This is a genomic window from Pantoea sp. 1B4 (genome assembly GCF_016925765.1).
GTDB lineage: Bacteria > Pseudomonadota > Gammaproteobacteria > Enterobacterales > Enterobacteriaceae > Pantoea > Pantoea agglomerans.
In genome coordinates, this window is the sequence record NZ_JAEUWZ010000001.1 from 2,277,839 (window position 1) to 2,303,447 (window position 25,609).

At 56.3% G+C, this 25,609-nt stretch carries 19 protein-coding genes and 6 pseudogenes; 11 read left to right on the forward strand and 14 right to left on the reverse strand.

The genetic code is table 11. The features are described from left to right. Positions 1-88: 88 nt before the first annotated feature. Positions 89-745, reverse strand: a complete 657-nt coding sequence (locus tag JNO11_RS11150; protein WP_010258682.1) for a DUF533 domain-containing protein — start codon at positions 743-745, stop codon at positions 89-91. A 166-nt stretch (positions 746-911) separates the two neighbouring features. On the opposite strand from JNO11_RS11150, the gene purT reads away from it, so the two are divergent. Further along, a complete protein-coding gene (gene purT, locus JNO11_RS11155; protein ID WP_158131629.1) occupies positions 912-2,090 on the forward strand; it encodes a formate-dependent phosphoribosylglycinamide formyltransferase in 1,179 nt (392 codons plus the stop codon). A gap of 34 nt (positions 2,091-2,124) precedes the next feature. On the opposite strand, the gene JNO11_RS11160 is transcribed toward purT, so the two are convergent. Together JNO11_RS11160 and zwf are read right to left on the reverse strand one after the other, a co-directional pair. Further along, entirely contained in the window at positions 2,125-2,763 is a 639-nt protein-coding gene (locus tag JNO11_RS11160; RefSeq protein ID WP_010258674.1) for a bifunctional 4-hydroxy-2-oxoglutarate aldolase/2-dehydro-3-deoxy-phosphogluconate aldolase, read from the reverse strand. Between the two features lie 213 nt (positions 2,764-2,976). Next, positions 2,977-4,453: pseudogene (zwf, locus tag JNO11_RS11165) on the reverse strand (glucose-6-phosphate dehydrogenase). Positions 4,454-4,817: 364 nt separating this feature from the next. Here zwf and JNO11_RS11170 point away from each other — a divergent pair. From JNO11_RS11170 to JNO11_RS11180, 3 genes and pseudogenes are all read left to right on the forward strand, one after another. Then, a pseudogene (locus JNO11_RS11170) lies at positions 4,818-5,697 on the forward strand (MurR/RpiR family transcriptional regulator). A gap of 107 nt (positions 5,698-5,804) precedes the next feature. Continuing rightward, positions 5,805-7,247 carry a pyruvate kinase gene (gene pyk, locus JNO11_RS11175; RefSeq protein WP_325177303.1) on the forward strand — a complete coding sequence of 481 codons (1,443 nt, stop codon included), beginning with the start codon at positions 5,805-5,807 and terminating at the stop codon, positions 7,245-7,247. Positions 7,248-7,331: 84 nt separating this feature from the next. Continuing rightward, a complete protein-coding gene (locus JNO11_RS11180; protein WP_033769237.1) occupies positions 7,332-8,564 on the forward strand; it encodes an MFS transporter in 1,233 nt (410 codons plus the stop codon). Positions 8,565-8,685: 121 nt separating this feature from the next. On the opposite strand, the gene lpxM is transcribed toward JNO11_RS11180, so the two are convergent. From lpxM to znuA, 3 genes are all read right to left on the reverse strand, one after another. Then, on the reverse strand, positions 8,686-9,660 hold the full coding sequence (lpxM, locus tag JNO11_RS11185; protein ID WP_033771998.1) for a lauroyl-Kdo(2)-lipid IV(A) myristoyltransferase: 975 nt from the start codon (positions 9,658-9,660) through the stop codon (positions 8,686-8,688). 125 nt (positions 9,661-9,785) lie between these two features. Continuing rightward, complete coding sequence (mepM, locus tag JNO11_RS11190; RefSeq protein ID WP_010258653.1) at positions 9,786-11,117, reverse strand: murein DD-endopeptidase MepM; 1,332 nt, start codon at positions 11,115-11,117, stop codon at positions 9,786-9,788. Between the two features lie 13 nt (positions 11,118-11,130). After that, positions 11,131-12,078, reverse strand: coding sequence for a zinc ABC transporter substrate-binding protein ZnuA (gene znuA, locus JNO11_RS11195; protein WP_010670802.1), 948 nt, complete (start codon positions 12,076-12,078; stop codon positions 11,131-11,133). Between the two features lie 77 nt (positions 12,079-12,155). On the opposite strand from znuA, the gene znuC reads away from it, so the two are divergent. Further along, the gene (gene znuC / locus JNO11_RS11200; protein ID WP_325177304.1) at positions 12,156-12,911 is read left to right on the forward strand and encodes a zinc ABC transporter ATP-binding protein ZnuC; all 756 of its coding nucleotides are present in this window, start codon (positions 12,156-12,158) and stop codon (positions 12,909-12,911) included. Then, positions 12,908-13,693 carry a zinc ABC transporter permease subunit ZnuB gene (znuB, locus tag JNO11_RS11205; RefSeq protein WP_236351681.1) on the forward strand — a complete coding sequence of 262 codons (786 nt, stop codon included), beginning with the start codon at positions 12,908-12,910 and terminating at the stop codon, positions 13,691-13,693. Before znuC ends, znuB begins: the two co-directional genes overlap by 4 nt. On the opposite strand, the gene ruvB is transcribed toward znuB, so the two are convergent. The 6 genes and pseudogenes from ruvB to aspS all read right to left on the reverse strand — a co-directional run bounded on the left by ruvB (position 13,694) and on the right by aspS (position 19,222). Continuing rightward, positions 13,694-14,698: a Holliday junction branch migration DNA helicase RuvB gene (ruvB, locus tag JNO11_RS11210; RefSeq protein ID WP_236351680.1), complete on the reverse strand. Its 1,005-nt coding sequence runs from the start codon at positions 14,696-14,698 to the stop codon at positions 13,694-13,696. A gap of 8 nt (positions 14,699-14,706) precedes the next feature. Continuing rightward, positions 14,707-15,321, reverse strand: a complete 615-nt coding sequence (gene ruvA, locus JNO11_RS11215) for a Holliday junction branch migration protein RuvA (RefSeq protein WP_010670803.1) — start codon at positions 15,319-15,321, stop codon at positions 14,707-14,709. Positions 15,322-15,418: 97 nt separating this feature from the next. Further along, complete coding sequence (gene ruvC, locus JNO11_RS11220; protein WP_003849205.1) at positions 15,419-15,946, reverse strand: crossover junction endodeoxyribonuclease RuvC; 528 nt, start codon at positions 15,944-15,946, stop codon at positions 15,419-15,421. Positions 15,947-15,983: 37 nt separating this feature from the next. Beyond that, positions 15,984-16,728, reverse strand: a pseudogene (locus JNO11_RS11225) (YebC/PmpR family DNA-binding transcriptional regulator). 284 nt (positions 16,729-17,012) lie between these two features. Then, a complete protein-coding gene (gene nudB / locus JNO11_RS11230) occupies positions 17,013-17,444 on the reverse strand; it encodes a dihydroneopterin triphosphate diphosphatase (protein WP_031591430.1) in 432 nt (143 codons plus the stop codon). Next, a complete protein-coding gene (gene aspS / locus JNO11_RS11235) occupies positions 17,444-19,222 on the reverse strand; it encodes an aspartate--tRNA ligase (RefSeq protein ID WP_010670804.1) in 1,779 nt (592 codons plus the stop codon). The genes nudB and aspS overlap by 1 nt, the downstream gene beginning before the upstream one ends. Before the next feature lie 211 nt (positions 19,223-19,433). Here aspS and JNO11_RS11240 point away from each other — a divergent pair, with 211 nt between their 5' ends. From JNO11_RS11240 to cmoB, 4 genes and pseudogenes are all read left to right on the forward strand, one after another. Next, positions 19,434-20,255, forward strand: coding sequence for a DUF72 domain-containing protein (locus JNO11_RS11240; RefSeq protein WP_061703863.1), 822 nt, complete (start codon positions 19,434-19,436; stop codon positions 20,253-20,255). A gap of 69 nt (positions 20,256-20,324) precedes the next feature. Then, on the forward strand, positions 20,325-20,720 hold the full coding sequence (locus JNO11_RS11245) for an MAPEG family protein (protein ID WP_010258617.1): 396 nt from the start codon (positions 20,325-20,327) through the stop codon (positions 20,718-20,720). Positions 20,721-20,801: 81 nt separating this feature from the next. Beyond that, a complete protein-coding gene (gene cmoA / locus JNO11_RS11250; protein WP_010258614.1) occupies positions 20,802-21,530 on the forward strand; it encodes a carboxy-S-adenosyl-L-methionine synthase CmoA in 729 nt (242 codons plus the stop codon). Further along, positions 21,527-22,496, forward strand: a pseudogene (gene cmoB / locus JNO11_RS11255) (tRNA 5-methoxyuridine(34)/uridine 5-oxyacetic acid(34) synthase CmoB). Before cmoA ends, cmoB begins: the two are co-directional and overlap by 4 nt. Before the next feature lie 4 nt (positions 22,497-22,500). Here the strand turns inward: cmoB and JNO11_RS11260 are convergent. Beyond that, a pseudogene (locus tag JNO11_RS11260) lies at positions 22,501-23,122 on the reverse strand (LysE family translocator). Between the two features lie 154 nt (positions 23,123-23,276). Between JNO11_RS11260 and JNO11_RS11265 the strand changes: the two are divergent. After that, positions 23,277-24,375, forward strand: a pseudogene (locus tag JNO11_RS11265) (glycerol dehydrogenase). Between the two features lie 30 nt (positions 24,376-24,405). On the opposite strand, the gene JNO11_RS11270 reads toward JNO11_RS11265, so the two are convergent. Next, complete coding sequence (locus tag JNO11_RS11270) at positions 24,406-25,254, reverse strand: hypothetical protein (protein WP_010258604.1); 849 nt, start codon at positions 25,252-25,254, stop codon at positions 24,406-24,408. Between the last annotated feature and the right edge of the window lie 355 nt (positions 25,255-25,609).

Sequence of the window (25,609 nt, forward strand, 5' to 3'; positions counted from 1 at the left end):
CACTTCAGCAGCGGGAAGCCAGGTATAGGTTGAGAAGCAGTCGCTGGCGGATCACATCCTGTGACCCGCCAGCGGAATATCAGAGGGATTAACTGGCGGGTAAACGGGCTTTCTCAGCCTCAAGATCCTGCTGGATGCCGTCGCGAACATCCTGGGGAATTTTCAGCGCGTCGCCCAGCGCGGAGAGATAGCTGCGCTCCATGAAGTGATCAACGTCGATGGCGGCACAGCTCAGGAAGTAGAGCTCAAGCGCCTCCTCCTCGTTTTTCACATCGGCGGCCAGCCACTGCGGATCCAGCGGGCGGTTCATCGCTTTCTGGATCAGCTGTTCCGCTTCCTGACCGTAGCCGGACTGATGAATATTCTGCTCAATCGCTGCCCGTTCCTGATCGTCAATGTGCCCGTCGCTTTTGGCGGCAAACACCAGCGCCGTCACCAGACGCTCAGCCCGCAGGTTAACCGGCGTTTGCGCCACGCCAAAGTCAGGTTCATTCTGGTGTGCTTCGCTGACCCGCTGCTTGTATTTGTTCCATAGCACCGCGCCCGCAGCCGCACCACCGCCGATAATCAGCGCCTTGCCGCCATATTTAGTGAGCAGTTTGCGCGACGATTTACTGGCAATCAGCATACCGGCCAGGCCACCCAGCGCACCCGGCGCCAGCATGTCGCTTAAGCCGCCGCCCGATTTGCCCTCACCGCCCTTCTTCGTCAGTACCGACTGAATTTGTTGCAACCAGTTATTCATCATCCACTCCTTTTAAGATGTCAGTCCGCTATCCTGACGAAAAGGATGTCAGGAAACGTCAGAGCGGGAAAAGTAAGGCAAAAGGTCGTGTCAGATGGACGAAAGATGAGAACGCAAACGTTTTCGTTTATACTTGCGCGCGAATTTTGACAGCTTAGGTGAATGTATGACGACTCTCGGAACAGCGCTGCGTCCGGCAGCAACGCGTGTGATGCTATTGGGTTCAGGTGAACTGGGTAAAGAGGTGGCGCTGGAGTGTCAGCGTCTGGGTGTGGAAGTGATCGCGGTTGATCGTTACGCCGATGCCCCGGCGATGCACGTCGCCCATCGCAGCCATGTGATTAACATGCTGGATGGCGCGGCACTGGCTGCGCTGATTGCTGAAGAGAAGCCTGATTTTGTCGTACCGGAAATCGAAGCTATCGCCACGGAGACACTGGTTGAGCTGGAGCAGCAAGGCCAGCGCGTGGTACCGACTGCCCGTGCCGCGCGGCTGACCATGAACCGCGAAGGCATTCGTCGGCTGGCGGCTGAAGAGCTCTCTCTGCCGACCTCCCGCTATCGCTTTGCCGATAGCAAGGCACGCTTTGATGAAGCGGCTACCGAAATCGGCTTTCCCTGCATTGTGAAGCCGGTGATGAGTTCATCCGGCAAAGGTCAGAGCTTTATCCGCAACGCCAGCCAGCTCGATAACGCCTGGGACTATGCGCAACAGGGTGGCCGCGCGGGTGCCGGACGCGTCATTGTCGAAGGCGTTGTCGACTTCGATTTCGAGATCACCCTGCTGACCATAAGTGCAGTCGATGGCATTCATTTCTGTGCGCCAATTGGTCACCGTCAGGAGGATGGCGATTACCGTGAATCCTGGCAGCCGCAGCAGATGAGTGATGTGGCGCTTCAACGGGCGCAGGATGTTGCCGCGCAGGTGGTTAAGGCGCTGGGTGGCTATGGCTTGTTTGGCGTTGAGCTGTTTGTCTGCGGTGATGAGGTGGTGTTCAGCGAAGTTTCTCCGCGTCCTCACGACACCGGCATGGTGACGCTGATTTCGCAGGATCTGTCAGAGTTTGCGCTGCACGTGCGGGCGTTTCTCGGTCTGCCGATTGGCGCGATTCGCCAGTATGGTCCGTCAGCGTCCGCCGTTATTCTGCCGCAACTGACCAGCCAGAATGTGCAGTTTGTGAATGTCGAAGCGGCGCTGGGTGCCGGTCTGCAACTGCGCCTGTTCGGCAAGCCGGAAATCAGCGGCCAGCGTCGGCTGGGCGTGGCGCTCGCCAGCGGTGACAGCACCGATCAGGCGATTGCGCGTGCCGTTGCCAGCGCAGCAGCGGTCACGGTTCAGGGATAAACGTGTGCGGTGAGCAGACGCTCACCGCCATAACTTACTTCGCGCCTTCAACAGCTTCGCGTGCCAGGCGGGTGATGCGATCCCAGTCGCCCGCTTCCAGCGCGTCGTTGGGCACCAGCCAGGAACCGCCGATGCACAGCACGCTTTTCAGCGCCAGATAGTCACGGTAGTTCGCCGGAGAGATGCCGCCGGTCGGGCAGAATCGCACCTGCGGGAAGGGTCCGCCAATCGCCTGCAGCGCTTTAACGCCGCCGTTTGCTTCTGCCGGGAAAAACTTGAACTCGCGCAGACCGTAGTCCATACCGGTCATTAGCTCAGAAACGGTGCTGATGCCGGGAATCAACGGTACCGGCCCTTCAACCGCCGCTTTCAGCAGCGACTCGGTGACGCCAGGACTGATCACAAACTGCGCACCGGCATCGGTCACTTCCTGTAACTGCTGCGGATTAATCACCGTTCCCGCACCGACGATCGCATCCGGTACTTCTTTAATCATCGCACGTAAAGCGTCCATCGCCACTGGCGTGCGCAGCGTCACTTCCAGCACTCTGACACCGCCTGCCACCAGCGCTTTTGCCATCGGCACGGCGTGTTCCAGTTTGTTCACAACGATGACCGGCACCACAGGTCCGGTGGTCAGAATCTGTTCTGCACTCGTTTTCCAGTTTTTCATCAGTTCCCCTTGCTTGATAACACCGGGATTGCGACCCGGTCATGGAGCATCGGCTCCTGCCCTGTAAATTGCGTCACTACCATACATGATCAACTTCCTGAGCGTCTATCATCCTGCGACCAATTTGAAACGGCAGTTCAATTTTATTCGTGTCGGTTGGCCCGGTTTAAGGGCGAAAAAAAGCCCGCGTTGCGGGCTTCATCATCACTTCCGTTATTCGAACTCGTTCCACGAACGGCCATCGCGGGTAATCATCGCCACTGAGGCCACCGGGCCCCAGGTGCCCGCCTGATACGGCTTGGAAGAGTCGCCATCCGCAGCCCAGGCGTCGATAATGGAATCGACATAGGTCCACGCGGCTTCCACTTCATCGCGGCGCACAAACAGCGCCTGGATACCGCGCATGCTCTCCAGCAGCAGACGCTCGTAAGCATCGGCAAGGTGCGACTGGTTAAAGGTCTCGGAGTAGCTCAGATCCAGCTTGGTGGTCTGCAGTTTGTGCTTGTGATCAAGGCCTGGCACTTTGTTCAGGATCTCGATATCAACCCCTTCGTCCGGCTGCAGACGAATCGTCAGCTTGTTCTGCGGCAGCTCGGAGTAGGAGTCTTTAAACAGGTTCATTTCCGGGTTTTTGAAGTAGACCACGACTTCTGAACACTTGGTCGGCAAACGCTTACCGGTGCGCAGGTAGAACGGCACGCCCGCCCAGCGCCAGTTGTCGATATCGACACGTATTGCCACGAAGGTCTCTGTGGCGCTCGACTTATTGGCCCCCCTCTTCTTCCAGGTAGCCAGGCACTTTTTTGCCCTGCACAAAGCCGGCGGTGTACTGGCCGCGAACGGTTTTCTCACGCACGTTGGTCTGATCGATGCGGCGCAGCGAGCGCAGCACTTTAACTTTTTCGTCACGGATGCTGTCGGCGCTGAGATCGGACGGCGGCGACATGGCGATCATGGTCAGAATCTGCAGCAGGTGGTTCTGGATCATGTCGCGCATCTGGCCCGCTTTATCGAAGTAACCCCAGCGGCCTTCGATACCCACTTCTTCGGCCACGGTAATCTGGACGTGGTCAATGGTGCGGTTATCCCAGTTATTCACGAAGATAGAGTTAGCAAAGCGCAGCGCCAGCAGGTTAAGCACGGTCTCTTTGCCAAGATAGTGGTCAATACGGAACACCTGGCTCTCATCAAAGTACTCACCAACGCTGTCGTTGATCTCCTGCGAGGTTTCCAGTGAGGTGCCCAGCGGCTTTTCCATCACTACGCGCGCCGGTTTAGCATTCAGCTTCGCGGTGCCCAGTCCCTGACAGATGGCGCCAAAGGTGCTGGGTGGCATGGCGAAGTAGTTGATGGTGGTGCGATTTTTCTGGTCCAGCATCTTGCCCAGTTTCGGGAAGTGCGTGGTGTCGTTGACATCGAGGTTGCAGAAGTCGAGACGATTGCTGAGTTTGTCCCACAGCGCTTCGTCAATCTTCTCCTTCATGAAGGTTTCCAGCGCTTCACGTACCACTTTGGTGTATTCCGCTTTATCCCACTCGGCACGGCCGACACCAATAATGCGGGTTTCCTCGTGGATCTGCCCCGCTTTCTCTAACTGGTACAGTGAAGGCAACAGTTTACGGCGTGCAAGATCGCCTTTGGCACCGAAAATCACCAGATCGCATGCCTGGGCTGTTTGTGTTACCGCCATTTTCCTCTCCTCGTTGCAGGATAGTCCGGTGGTGATGCATCCTCTGCCACCGGGTCCAGGTTATTATTTTCTTTGAGCACAATGTACTTTTTTCCCCGCGCCAGGTAAACCGACTCGCCGGGTCAACCGCATTAACTCTGTACCGGATGTGCTAAGCGCGTGTGATGACACGTGCGGATTGCCGGTTTTTTCTGTGTCTGTTGGTGTCAGGAAAATCAGGCACCGGTCAAAGTATCCCAAAAAAAAGGGCAATCGGCTTGTCCGCCGTTGCGCCTGGCAGGTGCTGACACGATATAGTCTCTGTTAATCGACTCTGACGACAGGGATAATTGAAATTGGTAAAAGTGATTATGGTCATCGGCTTATGAATATGCTGGAAAAAATTGAGGCGCAGTTTGCCGCGCTCAGCAATGCGGAACAGAAAGTCGCCCGGCAGATTCTGGCTGCGCCTCAGGCGGCGATGCACTCCAGCATTGCGACCCTGGCGCGCGAAGCGTGCGTCAGCGAACCCACGGTAAATCGCTTCTGTCATCGACTGGGCGCGCGCGGCTTTCCCGACTTTAAGCTGCAACTGGCGCAGAGCCTGGTGAAAAGCAGCAACTGGGTCAGCCGGGGCGTGGAGGACGATGACAGTGTGGAGAACTACAGCCACAAAATCTTTGACTCGGCGCTGGCAGGGCTGCAGCGGGTACGGGATCAGCTGGATAGCGCCCAACTGCAGCAGGCCGTCACCCTGCTTACTCAGGCTGACAAACTCGCCTTTTTCGGGCTGGGGGGCTTCCGCTGTGGTAGCACATGACGCCTTTACCAAATTTCTGCGCTTTAATCTGCCGGTCATCTGGTCAGACGATATTGTGATCCAGCGCATGAGTTGCATAAATAGTCGAGCCGGTGACGTTTTTGTTCTCATTTCGCATACTGGACGCACAAAAAATATGGTAGAACTGGCTCGCCTGGCCCGTGTAAACGGTTCCACCGTTATAGCCATCACCTCTGCCGATTCTCCCCTTGCCCATGAAGCAGCGATAGCTTTAGTGCTTGATGTACCGGAAGATACGGATATCTATTTGCCGATGGTATCGCGCCTGGCGCAGTTGACCGTGATCGATGTGTTGGCGACCGGTTTCACCCTGGAACGGGGTGCGCCCTTCCGGGAAAACCTGAAACGCGTGAAAGAGGCGTTGAAAGCGTCGCGTTACGAAAAGCACACCATTCGGGAAAAGGATGAGCAGCAAAAAAATTAACATCACATTTACAATGTGAGTCGTATCACAACCCGTCGATCATATAGAATAGATAACCATGCTGTGTCCACAGACCAGGGCACGCTTAAATGTTTACGGAGTCCTCGATGTCAAGACGTCTCAGAAGAACCAAAATCGTTACAACCCTCGGCCCGGCCACCGATCGTGATAATAATTTAGAAAAAATCATCGCTGCCGGCGCGAACGTTGTACGACTCAACTTCTCTCACGGCACGCCAGAAGATCACCAGATCCGCGCCGATAAAGTGCGTGAGATTGCCGCAAAACTGGGTCGCCACGTGGCCATCCTCGGTGACCTCCAGGGTCCAAAAATTCGTGTTTCAACCTTCAAAGAAGGCAAAGTTTTCCTGAATATCGGCGACCGCTTCCTGCTGGATGCCAATCTGGGTAAAGGCGAAGGCGATAAAGAGCGCGTCGGTATCGACTATAAAGGCCTGCCGGCAGATGTGGTGCCGGGCGATATCCTGCTGCTGGATGATGGCCGCGTGCAGCTGAAAGTGCTGGAAGTTCAGGACATGAAAGTGTTCACAGAAGTCACCGTGGGTGGCCCGCTGTCGAACAACAAAGGCATCAACAAACTGGGCGGCGGACTTTCAGCTGAAGCGCTGACCGAAAAAGATAAAGCGGATATCATCACTGCCGCCAGAATCCGCGTCGACTATCTGGCCGTCTCTTTCCCACGCTGTGGCGAAGATATGAATATGGCACGTCGTCTGGCGCGCGAAGCGGGTTGTGACGCCAAACTGGTCGCAAAAGTAGAACGTGCTGAAGCGGTCGCCAGCCAGGAAGCGATGGATGACATCATTCTGGCTTCTGATGTGGTGATGGTGGCGCGTGGCGATCTGGGCGTTGAGATTGGCGATCCGGAACTGGTCGGCATTCAGAAAGCATTGATTCGTCGTGCCCGCCAGCTTAACCGCACCATCATTACCGCGACCCAGATGATGGAGTCGATGATCACTAACCCGATGCCGACCCGCGCAGAAGTGATGGACGTGGCGAACGCCGTGCTGGATGGCACCGATGCCGTGATGCTCTCTGCGGAAACCGCAGCGGGTCAGTATCCGGCTGAAACTGTCTCAGCGATGGCGAAGGTCTGCCTGGGCGCAGAGAAGATCCCGAGCGTCAACGTCTCCAAGCATCGTCTGGACGTGCAGTTCGACAATGTCGAAGAAGCGATTGCTATGTCATCCATGTACGCCGCGAATCACCTGCAGGGCGTCACCGCGATCATCACCATGACCGAGTCGGGCCGTACCCCGCTGATGACCTCACGTATCACCTCAGGACTGCCGATTTTTGCCATGTCACGCCATGAACGCACACTGAATCTCACCGCGCTCTATCGCGGCGTAACGCCGGTGTTCTTCGACAGCAATAACGACGGTGTGGCTGCTGCACACGATGCGGTTAACCTGCTGCGCGACAAAGGCTTCCTGGTCTCTGGCGATCTGGTCATTGTGACGCAGGGCGATGTGATGGGCGCAACCGGCACCACCAATACCACCCGTGTGCTGCGCGTGGATTAATTGAGCCCGGGTTTACAATGTCGGTGTAGAATAAACGACGCGACTGCCTTGCAGTCGCGTTTTCTTTTCTGACAAGGAGGCCAGATGGCCCGTTTCCACCCCATCAGCCAGCTTACCGGCCGAATTTTACTCTTTCCTCTGGCGTTAGTGCTGTTCGAGTTTGCCACCTATATTGCTCATGACATGATCCAGCCTGGCATGCTGATCGTCACCAGCGAATTTTCCGTCGGCCCTGAATGGGTCTCCACCTCCCTGACCGCCTACCTGATTGGCGGCGTGGTGCTGCAATGGCTGCTGGGTCCTCTCTCTGATAAATTTGGCCGGCGACCGGTAATGCTCTTCGGCATCCTGTTTTTTGCCGTCGCCTGCATGCTGATGCACTGGGTCAGCTCGATTGAAGAATTTGTCAGCCTGCGCTTTATTCAGGGTATCAGCCTCTGCTTTATCGGCGCGGTCGGCTATGCCGCAATTCAGGAAGCTTTTGATGAGGCGCTGGCGGTGCGCATGATGGCGCTGATGGCCAACGTGGCGCTGCTGGCTCCGCTGGCGGGTCCGCTTGCCGGTGCAGCCTGGCTCACCATTGGCAGCTGGCGCAGCATGTTCTGGCTGTTTGCCGCCTGCAGCCTGGTCGCCTTTGTGGTGCTATGGCGTGTAATGCCTGAGACCGCAGGCGACCGTAGTCACTCCATCGCCCTGCCCAATCTGGCCCGCAACTATGGCCGGCTGATGAAAGACCGGCTGGTGATGTTTGGTTCCTTCGCTATCGGGCTGGTGTTTATCCCGATCCTCACCTGGGTTGCCCTTTCGCCGGTGATCCTGATGCACGACGAAGGTCTGTCACGCATGCAGTACGCCCTGCTGCAGCTGCCGGTGTTTCTGGCGATGATCGCCGGTAACCTGACGCTGAGTAAGCTGGCGGGACGCGTGCCGATTGAACAGCCGGTGAAGTTCGCCGCCTGGCCGATTCTGATTGGTCTGAGCCTGGCGCTGGTGGCGAGCCTGATGAACAGCCACGGTTATCTGCTGATAACCGCTGGTCTGAGCCTCTACGCCTTTGGCGCGGGCATGGTCAATGCCGGACTGTATCGCCTGACGCTCTACGCCAGCGATGAAGGCAAAGGCAGCGTGGCAGCGATGCTGGGAATGATCAGTATTATGACGCTGGCGGTGGGAATTGAGCTGGCGAAAAGCGGCTACTTCAGCGGCGGCACGCTGTGGTTCTGCCTGGTCAATTTTATCAGCGGCGTGCTCTGGTTTGGCCTGGTGATCCTGTTTATGCGCGAGCGTAAACGTCGCAGCAGGCTGGAAGCGTTATAAACAGGCAGCGCAGCCACAGGTTTGCCCTGAGCAGGCAGCTCAGAAGCTCAAAGCGACGGGAGCATACGCCTGTAGCCAGCGATTAAGTGATAAGAAAAGGCCGCTTTCGCGGCCTTTTTTGCTATTTGCGCGGATAGAGATCTTTGCGCGAATAGGGCTCGATGTCACCCTCTTTACGGGTCTTCAGCAGCTTGAGGATCCAGGTGTACTGCTCGGGATGCGGGCGGACAAACACTTCCACTTCTTCATTCATCTGGCGAGCCAGCTGATGATCGTCGGCTTCCAGCAGATCGTCCATCGGCGGACGCACGTAAATCTCAAGCTTATGCGATTTGCTGTTATAAACCGGGAACAGCGGCACCACACGCGCGCGGCACACTTTCATCAGTCGCCCTACCGCAGGCAGCGTCGCTTTATAGGTAGCAAAGAAATCGACGAACTCACTCTGCTCCGGGCCATGATCCTGATCGGGCAGATAGTAGCCCCAGTAGCCCTGGCGGATTGAACTGATAAAGGGTTTGATTCCGTCGTTGCGCGCATGCAGCCGTCCGCCATAACCGCGGCGTGCGGTGTTCCACGCATAGTCCATCAGCGGATCGCTCTGGTTATGGAACATCGCCGCCATCTTTTGACCTTCTGACGCCAGCAGCATGGCGGGGATATCCACCGCCCAGCCGTGCGGCACCAAAAAAATCACATTCTGCTGCTCCGCTTTCATCTGGTCGATAATTTCACGACCATGCCACTCTACACGTTCACGGATACGTGCCGGATCGCGCAGCACCAGCTCAGTCATCATTGCCATCGCCTGCGGTGCCGTCGCAAACATCTCATCGACCAGCGTTGCACGCTGCGCCTCGCTGAGTTCCGGCAGACAGTAATAGAGGTTAATCAGCGCACGGCGCCGTGCACCCTTTGCCAGCTTACCGGCGAATTTGCCTAACCGACCCAGCAGCGGATCGCGCACTTTCGGCGGTAGCATCGCCATCGCGGCCAGACCACCAATCGCCAGCCAGCTGCCCCAGTATTTAGGTTTGAGAAAAGAACGTTCAAAAACGGGAATAAATTCAGTGTTATTTTTTTTACGGGTTTCCATGCACTCGCCTCAAGCAATGACCGGCTAATGATAGTGACGACCTGAAAATTTGCAATCATCCTGCGCCATATAGCAAAAAACCGACGGGAAACCCGTCGGTTTTTGCGCGATTTGACGAAATTCGCTTACTTCAGACCCAGCTGAGGCAGCCAGGATTTAACCTGTGCCATGTAATCGCTGCGATCTTTACCGGTCAGGCCTTCCATCCGCGGCAGTTTCGCCGTTAATGGGTTGACCGCCTGATTATTGATCCAGATTTCAAAATGCAGATGCGGCCCGGTGGAACGTCCGGTGTTGCCTGACAGTCCAATACGGTCGCCACGCTTCACTTTCTGACCTGGCTTCACCAGCACTTTCTTCATGTGCATATAGCGCGTCATATACTGACGGCCATGACGAATGGCGACATAGTTACCCGCGGCACCGCCGTTCTTCGCCACGACAATCTCACCATCACCCACTGCCAGCACCGGCGTACCGATCGGCAGCGCAAAGTCGACGCCTTTATGAGGCGCAATGCGGCCGGTAACCGGGTTGAGACGACGCGGATTAAAGTTAGAGGAGACACGATACTGCTTAACCGTCGGGAAGCGCATAAAGCCGCGCGCCAGACCGGAGCCGCTGCGATCGTAGAACTTGCCATCTTCGGCGCGGAAAGCGTAATAGTCTTTACCCCCGCTGCGCAGGCGCACACCCAGCAACTGGCTTTGCGCACTCTTGCCATCCAGCATTTCGCGTGACATCAGTACGCTGAACTGGTCACCCGCACGCAGCTTACGGAAGTCCATCTGCCACTGCAGCGCTTTGATCACGGCGCTGGCTTCGGCACTGCTCAGTCCGGCACGCTGGGCGCTGGCGGCAAAACTGCCGCGTACTTCGCCCTGCATCACGCTGTTGCGCCATTCGCCCTTCTGCATCTCCGCATCCATCTTAAAGCCACCTTTAGGGGTGCGCTCATAGGTGCGGGTTTCACGGCGGGAAATTTCCCAGCTCAGGGTTTTCAGGCCGCCATCATCATCCAGCGTCCAGCTCAGCTGCTGACCAACCTGCAGATTACGCAGATCGCGGTCGCTCATCACCAGCGCATTAATGTCACTGATGTCGATGCCATACTGATTCAGGGCACTGCTCAGAGTATCGCCGGATGAAACGGTGTAGTCGTGAACACCGGCCGTTTCGGGCACGTCGGTGTCCACATCGTCCGCAGGCAATTCTTCTTCCGGTTCCGGTGTGCTCTGATCGATAGGCTCACTGGCTTCCGGCAACAGCGTGCGGAACGTGTTCTTATCCAGTTCAATGTTTTTGACGATGGGCGTCACATCATCCGAAGGATGATAAACGTAAGGCCGCCAGACAGCGACGGCCAGAGTGACTACAGTTAAAGAACCCAGCATTACGCGGTGGGGGCGCGGCAAATTATTAAATGCGAGGGCGACAGAGCGGGCTATCTGCTGCACTTTTACCTATTCCTCATGCTCCATTCAGGCAGCTTTCATACTGGCTCGACAGTTGTGAGAGGAATTTCACATAGCTGTCTTTGGCTAAGCTGATGTCTGTTCCCAGGGGATCGAGCGTGCCTTTACGCACCTGCGTTCCGCGGGCGACAGCATCGATGACTGCTGGCCTGAATTGTGGCTCAGCAAAGACGCAGACCGCCTTTTGCTCAACCAACTGTGTTCGTATCTGATGTAAACGCTGAGCGCCCGGTTGAATTTCAGGATTGACGGTAAAGTGCCCGGTGGGCGAGAGACCGTATTGTTTTTCAAAGTACGTGTAAGCGTCGTGAAAAACGAAATATCCTTTATTTCTGACCGGAGCGAGTTGTGCGCTAACGCGTTTGTCCGTGTCCGCCAAAGCTACCTCAAACTGCTGGAGGTTGGCGTCAAGTTTGGCTTTATCTTGCGGCATAAGTTCCAATAATTTTCCATGGATTGCAACCGCGGTCTTGCGCGCAATCTCTGGCGACAACCACAGGTGCATATTAAACTCGCCGTGATGATGGTGATGGGCATCGGCGTCCTGTTCTTCGGATTTTTCCGCTGTGTGTTCATCTTCATCTTCACCACCGCTAATCAATAACGGTTTTACCCCGTCGATGTTCACCATCGCGAGGTTTTTTTGGGCCGGAAGTTCAGCCGCAGACTTCGCCATAAAGGCTTCCATTTCAGGCCCGACCCATACGACTAAGTCCGCGTTTTTTAAGCGTTTTGCATCTGAGGGCCGCAGGGAATAATCGTGTTCAGAGGCACCGTCCGGTAGCAGAACGTCAACCGGTGTGACACCATCGGCAATGGCCGCAGCGATAAACCCTACCGGTTTGAGTGAAGCCACGACATTCGCCTGAGCTGGAAGGGTTAACGAAGCTGTAACGGAGAAAGCAGTTAAGGCGAAAATTGCGCCCTTTTTATTATGTAACATATTGCGTCATTCCATCGTGACCATGAGGTGGAATGTGATATTATAACATTCGAAATTCTGTGCAACCTGTAAATACTATGACCTCACTTGTCACACTCGATAATGTTTCGATAAAGTTTAACCAGCGCAATGTGTTATCCGGTGTCAGCCTGGCACTGCAGCCTGGCCGCATCCTCACCCTGCTGGGTCCTAACGGTGCCGGAAAATCAACGCTGGTGCGTGTGGTGCTGGGACTGCTCGCTCCCACCAACGGTAGCGTTAAGCGTGATCCCGCACTGCGAATTGGCTATGTGCCACAGAAGCTGCACATCGACCCGACCCTGCCGGTGACGGTTGAACGCTTTATGCGTCTGACCCGTGGCAGCAAAAACGCTGAGATCCTGCCGGCACTGAAACGCGTGCAGGCGGGTCACCTGCTCAACGCCCCGCTGCAAAAGCTTTCCGGTGGTGAAACCCAGCGTGTGCTGCTGGCGCGCGCCCTGCTGAATCAGCCTCAGTTGCTGGTACTCGATGAGCCTACCCAGGGTGTGGATGTGAATGGTCAGGTGTCACTCTATGACCTTATCAATCAGTTACGCGTTGAACTGAACTGCGGCGTACTGATGGTCTCCCACGATCTGCATCTGGTGATGGCCAAAACCGACGAAGTGCTGTGCCTTAACCATCACATCTGTTGTTCCGGCACCCCGGAAGCGGTATCGCAGCATCCGGAATTTATCGCCATGTTTGGTCCGCGCGGCGCGGAGGAGCTGGCGATTTATCGTCATCATCATAATCACCGTCACGACCTTCAGGGACGTATCGTTTTACGCAAAGGACAGGGTCCATCATGATTGAGTTGTTATTACCGGGCTGGATAGGCGGTGTGATGTTAGCGCTGGCTGCCGGTCCGCTGGGATCGTTTGTTGTCTGGCGCAAGATGTCCTATTTCGGCGATACCCTGGCGCATGCCTCTCTGCTTGGCGTGGCATTTGGCCTGCTGTTTAACGTGAATCCTTACTACGCGGTGATTCTGGTCACGGTCTGCCTGGCGCTGGGACTGGTCTGGCTGGAGCGTCGTCCACATCTGGCTATCGATACCCTGCTGGGGATTATGGCGCACAGCGCGCTGTCGCTGGGCCTGGTGGTGGTCAGCCTGATGAAGAACGTTCGCGTCGATCTGATGGCTTATCTGTTTGGCGATCTGCTGGCGGTGACGCCAGACGACCTCTGGATGATGGGTGGCGGCGTGGTGATCGTGCTGCTGGTGATGGCGTGGCAGTGGCGGTCGCTGCTGTCGATGACCATCAGCCCGGAACTGGCACAGGTGGACGGCGTCAATATCCAGCGTACCCGACTGATTCTGATGCTGGTCACGGCACTGACGATTGGGGTGGCAATGAAGTTCGTGGGTGCGCTGATCATCACCTCACTGCTGATTATCCCCGCTGCGACTGCTCGTCGCTTTGTGCGTTCACCGGAAGGCATGGCGGCCGTCGCCGTGGTCATCGGGGTGATTGCCGTCACCGGCGGCCTGACCTTCTCCGCCTTCTACGACACGCCTGCCGGGCCGTCAGTGGTGCTCTGCGCCGCCATCCTGTTTATTTTCAGTATGGTCCGGAAACCAGCATTCTAGTTACTCTTGACGCGTGATGCCGAAGTGACGATAAGCGTGCTGCGTGGCCATTCGGCCACGCGGTGTGCGCTGAATGAAGCCCTGCTGAATCAGGAAGGGTTCAATCACATCTTCGATGGTTTCGCGCTCTTCACCAATAGCCGCAGCCAGGTTATCCAGCCCCACCGGCCCACCCATAAATTTGTCGATGATCGCCAGCAGCAGTTTACGGTCCATATAATCGAACCCTTCGCTATCTACGTTAAGCATATCCAGCGCGCTGCAGGAGACTTCACCGCTCAGGTCACCGTTTGCCCGCACTTCGGCGAAGTCACGAACGCGGCGCAGCAGGCGGTTGGCAATACGCGGTGTGCCGCGTGCGCGACGGGCGATCTCTAACGCCCCTTCGTCACTCAGCGCCAGACCCAGACAGGCGGCGCTGCGGCCTACGATGTGCTGCAAATCTTTAACCTGGTAGAACTCAAGCCGCTGAACAATGCCGAAACGATCGCGCAGCGGCGAGGTCAGCGAGCCAGCACGCGTGGTGGCGCCAATCAGGGTAAACGGCGGCAGATCGAGCTTGATTGAGCGCGCAGCCGGGCCTTCGCCAATCATGATATCCAGCTGATAATCTTCCATCGCCGGGTAGAGTATCTCTTCCACCACCGGTGAGAGACGATGGATTTCATCGATAAACAGGACGTCATGCGGTTCAAGGTTGGTCAGCATCGCCGCCAGGTCGCCCGCCTTTTCCAGCACCGGACCTGAAGTAGTGCGAAGATTAACGCCCATTTCGTTGGCCACGATGTTCGCCAGGGTGGTTTTACCCAGTCCCGGCGGACCGAAGATCAGCAGATGATCGAGCGCATCGCCGCGCAGTTGCGCTGCCTTGATGAAAATCTCCATCTGCTCACGCACCTGCGGCTGACCGACATACTCGGTCAGCATCTTCGGGCGAATAGCGCGGTCAATAACCTCTTCTTCGCTGATACTGGCAGCGGAGATCAGGCGGTCGGCTTCTATCATGAATTACCTCAAATGGCGGCGCGTAGCGCTTCGCGGATCAGGGTTTCGCAATCCGCATCCGGTCGACCGACTTTACTGATCATACGGCTCGCTTCCTGCGGTTTATAACCCAGTGATACCAGCGCGGCAACCGCTTCGGCTTCCGCATCATTGGTTTCCGGCTCGGCGCTCGGCGTGGTCAGCGTAAAGGCAGAATCGCCGCCAAACAGGTCGCCGTGCATTCCTTTGAAGCGGTCCTTCATCTCGACCACCAGACGCTCTGCCGTCTTTTTGCCCACGCCTGGCAGTTTCACCAGTGACGCGATCTCCTCTTTCTCAACAGCGGTCACAAACTGCTGCGCCGACATGCCGGAGAGGATCGCCAGCGCCAGCTTGGGTCCGACGCCATTCACTTTAATCAGTTCGCGAAACAACGCGCGCTCCTGCTTGCTGTTAAAACCAAACAGCAGCTGCGCATCTTCACGCACCACGAAGTGGGTAAAAATCACCGCTTCGTGCTGAAGTTCAGGCAACTCATAAAAACAGGTCATGGGCATATAAATTTCATAGCCGACGCCGTGTGCCTCAAGCAGTACCAGTGGCGGCTGCTTTTCCAGAATATTGCCCCGTAAACGACCTATCACCTGAACGCTTCCTTAACTAACGAATGTGGCGGATTTTATAACATAAAAAAAGGCTGGATGAATATCCAGCCTGTGAGTGCGACCTGAGCGATGACGGCTAACCTGAGCGTAACCGTCCACGCGTCAGCACCAGCTTGCTGTCACTCATGCGAGCCGCATTCTGAGCCACATGACAGTGCGTAATGGCAATCGCCAGCGCATCGGCGGCATCTGCCTGCGGGTTCGCCGGCAACTTCAGCAGGGTTCGCACCATGTGCTGCACCTGACTTTTCTCGGCGCTGCCGATGCCAACCACGGTCTGTTTAACCTGACGGGCGGCATACTCAAACACCGGCAGATCGTGGTTAACCGCGGCAACAATCGCGGCACCGCGGGCCTGGCCCAGCTTCAGTGCGGAGTCTGCATTCTTCGCCATGAACACCTGCTCAATGGCGAAGAAGTCGGGTGAAAACTGCGTAATGATTTCACAGACGCCCGCATAAATCAGCTTCAGACGGGCGGGCAACTCGGTGGTATTAGTGCGGATACAGCCGCTGCCCAGATAAGTGAGCTGGCGGCCAGTCTGACGAATAACACCATAACCGGTGATGCGTGAGCCGGGATCGATACCCAGGATAATCGACATTACGCCTCTTTGGTTAAAGTGATTACGGCAGACGCCATTACAGCGTTTCCGCTACCTCGTCGGAGATTTCACCGTTGTGATAGACCTCCTGCACATCGTCGCAATCTTCCAGCATGTCGATCAGACGCAGCAGTTTAGGTGCGGTTTCCGCATCCATCTCTGCTTTGGTGGTCGGGATCATTGCCACTTCTGCAGTGTCCGCTTTCAGGCCGAGCGCTTCCAGTGCATCACGCACCGTGCCCATCTCTTCCCATGCGGTGAAGACATCAATCGCGCCGTCGTCATAGCTGACCACATCTTCTGCGCCCGCTTCCAGAGCCGCTTCCATCACCGCATCTTCATCCTGACCCGGCGCATAGGAGATCACGCCTTTTTTTGTTGAACAGGTAAGCCACGGAGCCGTCGGTGCCCAGATTCCCGCCGGTTTTGGTGAAGGCGTGACGCACTTCGCCCACGGTACGGTTACGGTTGTCACTCAGGCATTCAATCATGATGGCCGAGCCGCCAGGACCGTAGCCTTCATAGATGATGGTTTCCATGTTGGCATTGTCATCGCCGCCTACACCGCGCGCAATAGCGCGATCCATGGTGTCACGCGTCATATTGTTCGCCAGCGCTTTATCCATCGCTGCACGCAGGCGCGGGTTTGAGCCCGGATCGCCGCCGCCCAGCTTGGCCGCTGTCACCAGTTCACGAATGATTTTGGTGAAGATTTTGCCGCGCTTGGCATCCTGCGCCGCCTTACGGTGTTTGGTATTTGCCCACTTACTGTGTCCTGCCATTTTAAATTTTCTCCGATCTTTTACAGGGTGCAGGCTATCCTGCTTGCGAGCCTGTTTACCGTCCGTACGCATACAGGTGACTGACAACCTGAATACCCCGAGGGCGAGCGTCGCGAAGCATCCTCACGTACAAGCGTACGCTGACGACGTCGCGCGGGCGGTGAACAACCTCACGGTGCCGATTACGCCTGACTGTTCAATATGTTGGTGAAGTCCTGTTAAAACTCACCAGATTCATAAAATTTAATCTATCCGCCGCCGGAATACCGGGCGATGGCGAGCATTCAGATAAATTCTTCAATTGCCTGGCGGTTACTCCATGATCGGGTTAATGCTGCAGCGTCAGCGGGTGCCAGCCAGCGAAACGCCAGATGCTCGGTGAGCATCACATTGCGCTCCGTTGGCAGTTGCAGGCGAAACCAGTGCTCGTGATTATGGGTGACATCAGGGGCATAGCGATGGCGGAAATGGGGAAAGATTTCAAAGTCGATCTGACGCTGACAATCCTCCACCTCCAGCCGCTCGGCCAGCACGTCGATGCCGATTTCCTCATTCACTTCACGACACGCGGTCGCCAGCGGTGACTCTCCTGCCTCCAGGCTGCCGGTGACCGACTGCCAGAACGTGGGATCGTCACGCCGCTGCAGCATCAACACCCGGCCAGTATCGCGCGCCGAAATGACGACCAGCACTGAAACCGGGTGTTTATAGCCCATTATTTATTCTCAGGCTTTTCTTTTTTAACGACCTGAATGCCGAGCTCCAGCAGGGAAGCCGGATTAGCTTCGCTTGGCGCTTCGGTCATCATGCAGGCGGCCGCCGTGGTTTTCGGGAACGCAATGACGTCACGAATATTATCGGTGCCGGTCAGCAGCATGGTCAGACGATCCAGACCAAAGGCCAGGCCCGCATGCGGTGGCGTACCGAACTTCAGCGCATCCAGCAGGAAGCCAAACTTCTCACGCTGCTCATGCTCTTCGATACCCAGAATGCTGAACACCGTCTGCTGCATTTTGCCGTTGTGGATACGCACTGAACCGCCGCCCACTTCATAACCGTTGATCACCATGTCGTAGGCGTTCGCCACGGCACGGGTTGGATCGGCGGCCAGCTCTTCTGCGCTCATCTCTTTTGGCGCCGTGAACGGATGGTGCATCGCAGCCAGACCGCCCTCTTCGTCCTCTTCGAACATCGGGAAGTCGATCACCCATAGCGGTGCCCAGGCTTTCTCATCAGTGATGTTCAGCTCGCGGCCCACTTTAAGACGCAGCGCACCCAGTGCATCCGCGACCACTTTGGCGCGATCGGCACCAAAGAAGATAATGTCGCCATCCTGAGCACCGGTGCGGCTCAGAATGCCTTCTACAATCTCCGCATTCAGGAATTTGGCAACCGGGCTCTGCACGCCTTCCAGGCCGTCAGCACGGACGTTAACCTTCATCCACGCCAGACCTTTGGCGCCGTAAATCTCCACGAACTTGCCATATTCATCAATCTGCTTACGGCTCAGCTGTGCGCCGGTCGGTACGCGCAGCGCGGCAACACGGCCCTTTTCATCGTTAGCCGGGCCAGAGAAGACCTGGAACTCCACGTTTTTCAGCAGGTCGCCGACGTCCACCAGCTCCATCGGGTTACGCAGATCCGGTTTATCTGAACCGTAGCGATGCATTGCTTCCGCAAAGGTCATTTGCGGGAACTCACCGAGATCAACGCCCTGCACGTCCTGCCACAGATTGCGGATTAAACGCTCCATGATTTCACGCACCTGTGGCGCGGTCATAAAGGAGGTTTCCACGTCGATCTGGGTAAATTCTGGCTGACGATCGGCGCGTAAATCTTCGTCGCGGAAGCATTTAACGATCTGATAGTAGCGGTCAAAACCGGACATCATCAGCAGCTGTTTGAAGAGCTGAGGTGACTGCGGCAGCGCATAGAATTTGCCTTTATGTACCCGGCTTGGCACCAGATAGTCACGCGCGCCTTCCGGCGTCGCTTTGGTCAGCATCGGGGTTTCGATATCCAGGAAACCTGCGTCATCCATAAAGCGACGAACGAAGCTGGTGATTTTTGCGCGGGTTTTCAGACGCGTCACCATCTCAGGGCGGCGCAGATCCAGATAGCGGTACTTCAGACGCGCTTCTTCGCTGTTGGTCTGATTCGAGTCCAGCGGCAGTGGCTCAGAGCGGTTAATAATAGTCAGTGCCTGGGCAAACACTTCCACTTCACCGGTCGCCATGTCGCTGTTTTTGTTCTTCTCATCACGCGCACGCACGGTACCGGTGATCTGGATACAGAATTCGTTACGCAGTTCAGAAGCCAGCTTAAATGCGTCCTGGCGATCGGGATCAAAAAACACCTGCACGATGCCTTCACGGTCGCGCATATCGATAAAAATCAAACTGCCCAGATCGCGACGGCGGTTTACCCAGCCGCAAAGCGTGACTTGCTGACCCACATGAGACAGATTGAGCTGTCCGCAATATTCTGTACGCATAACACTATCCTTTTAACTTCGCCGCTGCATCTGACAGCATCCGGCCGCGTTACCTGTTGCGATGCTGTCGCAAAAATGGCGGTCATTATAATGGAAAAAGCCAGACAGGATAAGCAGATCCGCGCCAAAGCGCCGATTTCCTGTGTGCATTTGCCCCCCAGCCTGACCATAGCGGATAATGGGGTATCTTAATCTGCAGCCAGGAGCGCGCGTGACACTTCGTATTGGCCTGCCCCAGTGGCAGCATTCACACTGGAAACGCTGGGGCATCGAGAGCCTGGCGGACTATGCCCGCTATTTCCATTGTGTAGAGGGAAATACCACGCTCTATGCGCTGCCGAATCCGGAAACGGTGATGCGCTGGCGCGATATGACGCACGATGCGTTTCGCTTCTGCTTTAAGTTTCCCAATACCATCAGCCATCAGGCGGCGCTGCAGCACAGCGACGACCTGCTGACCGATTTCCTGCGCCTGATGGAGCCGCTGGCCGATCGCATCGGTCAGTACTGGCTGCAACTGCCTGCCAGCTTCTCCCCGACGCAACTCGACGACCTGTGGCGCTTTCTCGACAGCCTGCCGCGCCGTTTTCACTATGGCGTCGAAGTCCGCCATCCCGCTTTCTTCGCTAAAGGGGATGCTGAACGGGCGCTGAATCGCGGCCTGCTGGCGCGCGGCATCAATCGCGTGATGCTCGACAGCCGTCCGGTTCACGCCTCCACCTCGCAAAGTCCGGCCGCGCTGGTGGCCCGCGCGCAAAAACCCCGGGTGCCGCCTCATGCGCTGCGAACCGGCTCACAGCCGATGGTGCGGTTTATCGGCAGCGACAGTGTGGAAGAGAGCGTGCCGCTGTTTCAGATCTGGCGTGACAAACTGACAGATTGGCAGCAACAGGGCGACGCCATGCTGTTTCTGCACACGCCCGATATGGGTCAGGTCTTTCCGCTGGTGCAGGCGCTCTGGCCGCAGCTACAACAGATCGATCCCGGCATAGGTAGCGGACCGGACTGGCCGCAGCAGACGTCACTGTTTTGATTCCTGCCCAGGACAGCGGGCTGCACGCCCGTTAGAATAGAAGCATTATGGACAGTCGCAGGGGTGGCAATGGTTAGCGCGTTATATGTGGTGATGGGTGCATTACTGGTGATGAAATTCACGCTGGACGTGGTCCGCTATCGCCGATTCTACCGTGTGGCGTATGGCGATGGCGGCTACCATGACCTGAAAATGGCGATTCGCATTCACGGCAACGCCATCGAAACCATTCCGCTGGCGCTGTTCCTGCTGGTAATGATGGAGATGAACGGCGCCGATATCTGGATGGTGCATCTCACGGGTCTGCTGTTCTTTATCAGTCGCCTGCTGCACGCCTGGGGTTTGCGCAGCAGCGCAATGGCAGGCCGCAAATATGGCATGCTGCTGACGCTGTTTTCCCTCTGCGGCATGGTGATTTTTAACCTGATCTATATGCCGTGGGAACTGGTGCTGACGCTGCATTAAGCTGGCCTGGGTTAAGGGGTGCAGCCCGCCCCACTTTCTGCGAGAATAGCGCCCTTTCCGTCGTCTCTTCGGATTTTCGATATGTCTGACCGCGATCAACTTTTCTCAGCGCCCATTGCAAAACTGGGCGACTGGACTTTTGACGAGCGTGTAGCTGAAGTCTTTCCTGACATGATTCAGCGCTCGGTGCCGGGCTACTCCAACATCATTTCGATGATTGGCATGCTGGCAGAACGTTTTGTTACCCCGGACAGCAAGGTTTATGACCTGGGCTGCTCGCTGGGCGCGGCCACCCTGTCGGTGCGCCGCAATATTCAGGTGCCGGGTTGCCAGATCATTGCAGTGGATAACTCCCCGGCGATGGTGGAGCGCTGTCGTCGGCATCTTGATGCGTTTCGCGCGGACACGCCGGTAACGGTGCTGGAAGCGGATATCCGCGACATTGAGATTGAGAACGCCTCTCTGGTGGTACTCAACTTTACGCTGCAGTTTCTGGAACCGCCTGCGCGTCTGGCGCTGCTGGAAAAGATCTGGCAGGGACTGAAACCGGGCGGCGCGCTGGTGCTGTCAGAAAAATTCAGTTTTGAAGATGCCGAAGTCGGTGAGCTGCTGTTTAACATGCATCACGACTTCAAGCGCGCCAACGGCTACAGCGAACTGGAAATCAGCCAGAAACGCAGCATGCTGGAAAATGTAATGCTGACTGACAGCGTTGAAGCTCATAAAGCCCGTCTGAAACAGGCCGGTTTCTCGCACGCCGAACTCTGGTTCCAGTGCTTTAATTTTGGATCTCTGGTGGCGTTGAAATGATCGACTTTGGCCGTTTTTATCAGCAAATTGCGGTGGGACCGCTGGCGAAGTGGCTGGAAGTGTTACCGGCGCAAATCAGCGAGTGGCAGCGTGAAAACCTGCATGGGCACTTCCGCGACTGGTACAAGTCGCTGGAGTATCTGCCGCTGCTGGAGCCTCAAAAACTTGACCTGTTGCACAGCGTTACTGCCGACCGCGATGACATCAGCGATCGCCATCGTCAGGGTATTGAGAAATTACTGCGCAACCTGATGCCGTGGCGTAAGGGGCCCTATTTCCTTTATGGCACCCACATCAACACCGAATGGCGATCTGACTGGAAGTGGGAGCGCGTGCTACCGCACATCTCTCCGCTGGCCGGCCGCACAGTGCTCGATGTGGGCTGCGGCAGTGGCTATCACATGTGGCGGATGATTGGCGCGGGTGCCCATCTGGTGGTCGGCATCGATCCAATGCAGCTGTTCCTGGTGCAGTTCGAAGCGGTGCGTAAAGCTGCTGAACGACGATCGCCGGGCGCATATGCTGCCGCTGGGCATTGAGCAGTTACCGGTATTGCAGGCGTTCGATACCGTGTTCTCGATGGGCGTGCTCTATCACCGCCGTTCGCCGCTCGATCACCTGTTACAGCTTAAGAATCAGCTGGTCAGCGGTGGCGAACTGGTGCTGGAGACGCTGGTGATTGAGGGCGATGTGAATCAGGTGCTGGTGCCCGGTGAGCGATATGCGCAGATGCGCAATGTCTTCTTCATTCCGTCAGCTGAAGCGCTGAAAAGCTGGCTGGAAAAAAGCGGCTTTGTCGATGTCCGGATTGTCGATTTCGCCCTCACTACCACTGAAGAGCAACGCCGCACCGACTGGATGACCAGCGAGTCTCTGGCTGAATTCCTCGATCCCGATGACCCCAGCAAAACAGTCGAGGGCTATCCGGCGCCTCTGCGCGCCGTGCTGGTCGCCACCAAACCGTAATGCCCTAGCGGCGAGACAACGCCAGTTTCGCCGCAAATCCTATAAACACACAGCCGGTCAGGCGATCCATCACCTTCAGCACCCGCGGTTTGCGCAAATGACCGGCGAAATAGTGGCTGCCGCCAATCAGTACCGCATTCCAGATCAGCCCCAGCAGCATGTGTGCCAGCGCCATCAGACTACACCAGAGCGCCACCGACGCCCCCCGCCGGGATAAACTGTGGCAAAAAACTCACATAGAAGATCCCCACTTTGGGGTTTAGCAGATTGCCCAGCAGCCCGCGGCTGAAGCAGGCAAGATAGCCCTGCTGCAGCGACGGTTGTTGCGTGTCGATTGCTGTTTGGCGGGGTTTCAGCAACAATTTCAGCCCCAGATAAAGTAACCAGGCGGCACCCAGCCACTTAAGCAGGTTATAGGCCATTTCGGAGGCCAGCAGCAGCGCGCCTAAACCGAATCCCACCGCGACACCCCAGACCAGACAGCCAAGCGTGATACCCAGTGCCGTCACGCTGGCGCGCTTTGCACCCTGAGCGACTGCTGAGCGCAGCACCAGCGCAGTATCAAATCCCGGCGTCAGCGTCAGTATGGTGATGGCAAACAGAAATGAAAACAGCGTGGTGGTCATGGCGTTCTCCCTGGAGGTAACAGCCGGTCAGCAGCGTATGGGTGTCCTGCCAGCGTAACAGGCCCGTCGAATTATCTCACCCTGGATACTCTCCCTGTTCGTCAGCGTGTGCCAGGCTAAGGGCGGTTTAACTTCATATTAAGGAGCTGTGATTATGAGTAAATTTATCTTCTCTTCACCCCGTAAATATGTGCAGGGCGCGGGCGTGCTGGACGAGCTGGGCCCCTACGTGGCCGAACTGGGTGATAACGCTTTCCTGGTTGCGGATGATGTCGTCTGGAAATTGATCGGCGAACGCGCCCAACAGGCGCTGCAAAAGGCGGGCGTTACCTTCAACTGGCACCAGTTCAACGGCGAGGCGTCGAGCAATGAGATCACCCGCCTGAGCCAGCTGGCAAAAAGTCAGGGCTGTAATGTGGTTGTCGGACTGGGCGGCGGCAAAACGCTGGACACCGTTAAGGCGGTGGCGGATGAGCTGAAGCAGCCGGTAGCCATCGTGCCTACTATCGCCTCCACTGATGCCCCCTGTAGCGCGCTGTCGGTCATCTATTCTGATAGCGGCGTATTTGAGAGCTATCGCTTCTACAGCAAAAATCCTGATTTGGTGCTGGTGGACACCGCAGTCTGCGCCAGTGCGCCAGCACGACTCTTTGCCTCCGGCATTGCCGATGGCCTGGCGACCTGGGTTGAAGCGCAGGCGGTGGCGCGTTCGCATTCAAAATCAATGGTTAATGGTGATCCGACAATTGCCGGGCTGGCGATTGCCCGTGCCTGTGAAGAAACGCTGCTTACCTGGGGTTACAGCGCCTATGTTGCCGTCACCCAAAAACGAGTGACGCCCGCCGTGGAAGCGGTGGTTGAGGCGAATACGCTGCTATCAGGGTTGGGCTTTGAAAACGGAGGGCTGGCAGCTGCGCACGCTATTCATAATGGTTTCACCGCGATTGATGGTGATATCCACCATCTGACCCATGGCGAGAAAGTCGCCTACGGCACACTGACGCAGATGGTGCTTGAGAAGCGTCCGGATGAGGAAATTGCGCGCTATATCCGCTTCTATCGCTCGATCAACATGCCGACCACGCTCCGGGGAGCTGCATCTGGAAAATGAGAGCTGGGAGAATCTGGTCAAAGTGGGTGCACTGGCGAACAGTGAGGGCGACACGCTGAAAAACCTTAATCCAAACCTTTCACCGGAAGATATTGCAAACGCACTGCTGGCGCTGGATGCCTTTAGTCAGACGGTTAAATAGTCACACGACAGGCGATCATCCGATCGCCTTTTACTCCGCCGCCGCTGGCTGGTCCCAGTACTCATATTTATAGGCGGAACTGAGATGGCGCTCAATAGTGCCGCGCGTGAAGATTTCGGTCTCGTGCAGATAACTCAGGGTACAGTTACCCACCTGATCCCAGGACTGACACTCATCTACTGACCGGATGGTGCTCAGCGGTGTGGTCGCCGTGCCGTTGAGCCGCACTTCACGCCATTGGGGATCGTAGGTATAACTGTCGGTGCTGCGGGCCGATGTGGTGCGGGTCACCAGACCCTGCGGATTCCAGTGGTAATGATTTTCACCGTTGGTCAGGGGATCGCTGCCGCGCGCCACGCTCTTCTCCAGCCTGAACTGCCGATCATAACGGTAAGTCGTGTCGGTAAAGCCGCTTTTACCCATGCTGGTAAACCTGTCGGAGGCGCTGGTAATGTTGCCATGCTGACCTTTCTGCCAGTTAATCGTCCCCTGTCGGTTATCGACCACCACCTCTTTGCCCTCTTTCAGCACTTTTACCAGATACGCATATTCCGCCACCCAGCCGCCCTGCACCCGGGCAATGTGTTGCTCCATACTGAGAATAACGTTGCGCTCACTTTTGTCATAGCTGACGTCGGCAACCGTCAGATCGCCACAGGCGTCAAACTGCCCCAGTACGCGCTTTTGCGAGTTCACATCTTTGCCAAACTCACCCGCAACCACCTGCTTCACCGCGCCTTTCGCATTCCCGCCCAGCAAAATCAGGTTATTGCTGTTAGCCACAGCAGCGTTGTTCGGGCTGCATGCGCTGGCCGCAGCGCTGCCACTGCAGAGAGCAGTCAGGATCAGAGTCAGGACAGCAATCGGATTGGGTTTCATAGGATACTTTTCCAGGCGACGTTGCTTTCAGTGTAAACGCTGCGGTGATGAACAGCGGCAATCTGTGAAGATTTCAGCCTGCATCGCCTCTTAAGGTTTTAAGGACCGGAGAGGCGACACGGTTTCAGCATAACGAATAAAGCGGGTGATTACGTTGCTGCCGGGCCTGAAAGTCCTGGATGACATGTAATGATTAATAAGGGGCAGGTGATTTTTATCGAGCCAGGCGAAAGAGTGATAACTTCGCTGCAGCCAGATTTTAGATCCCTCTGACATCAATAACATGCCAGAGAAGCGCAAAACAATTTAACCGGGACGGAGTGTGTTTTGCACAAAAAAGAACCCCAGCAAGGAT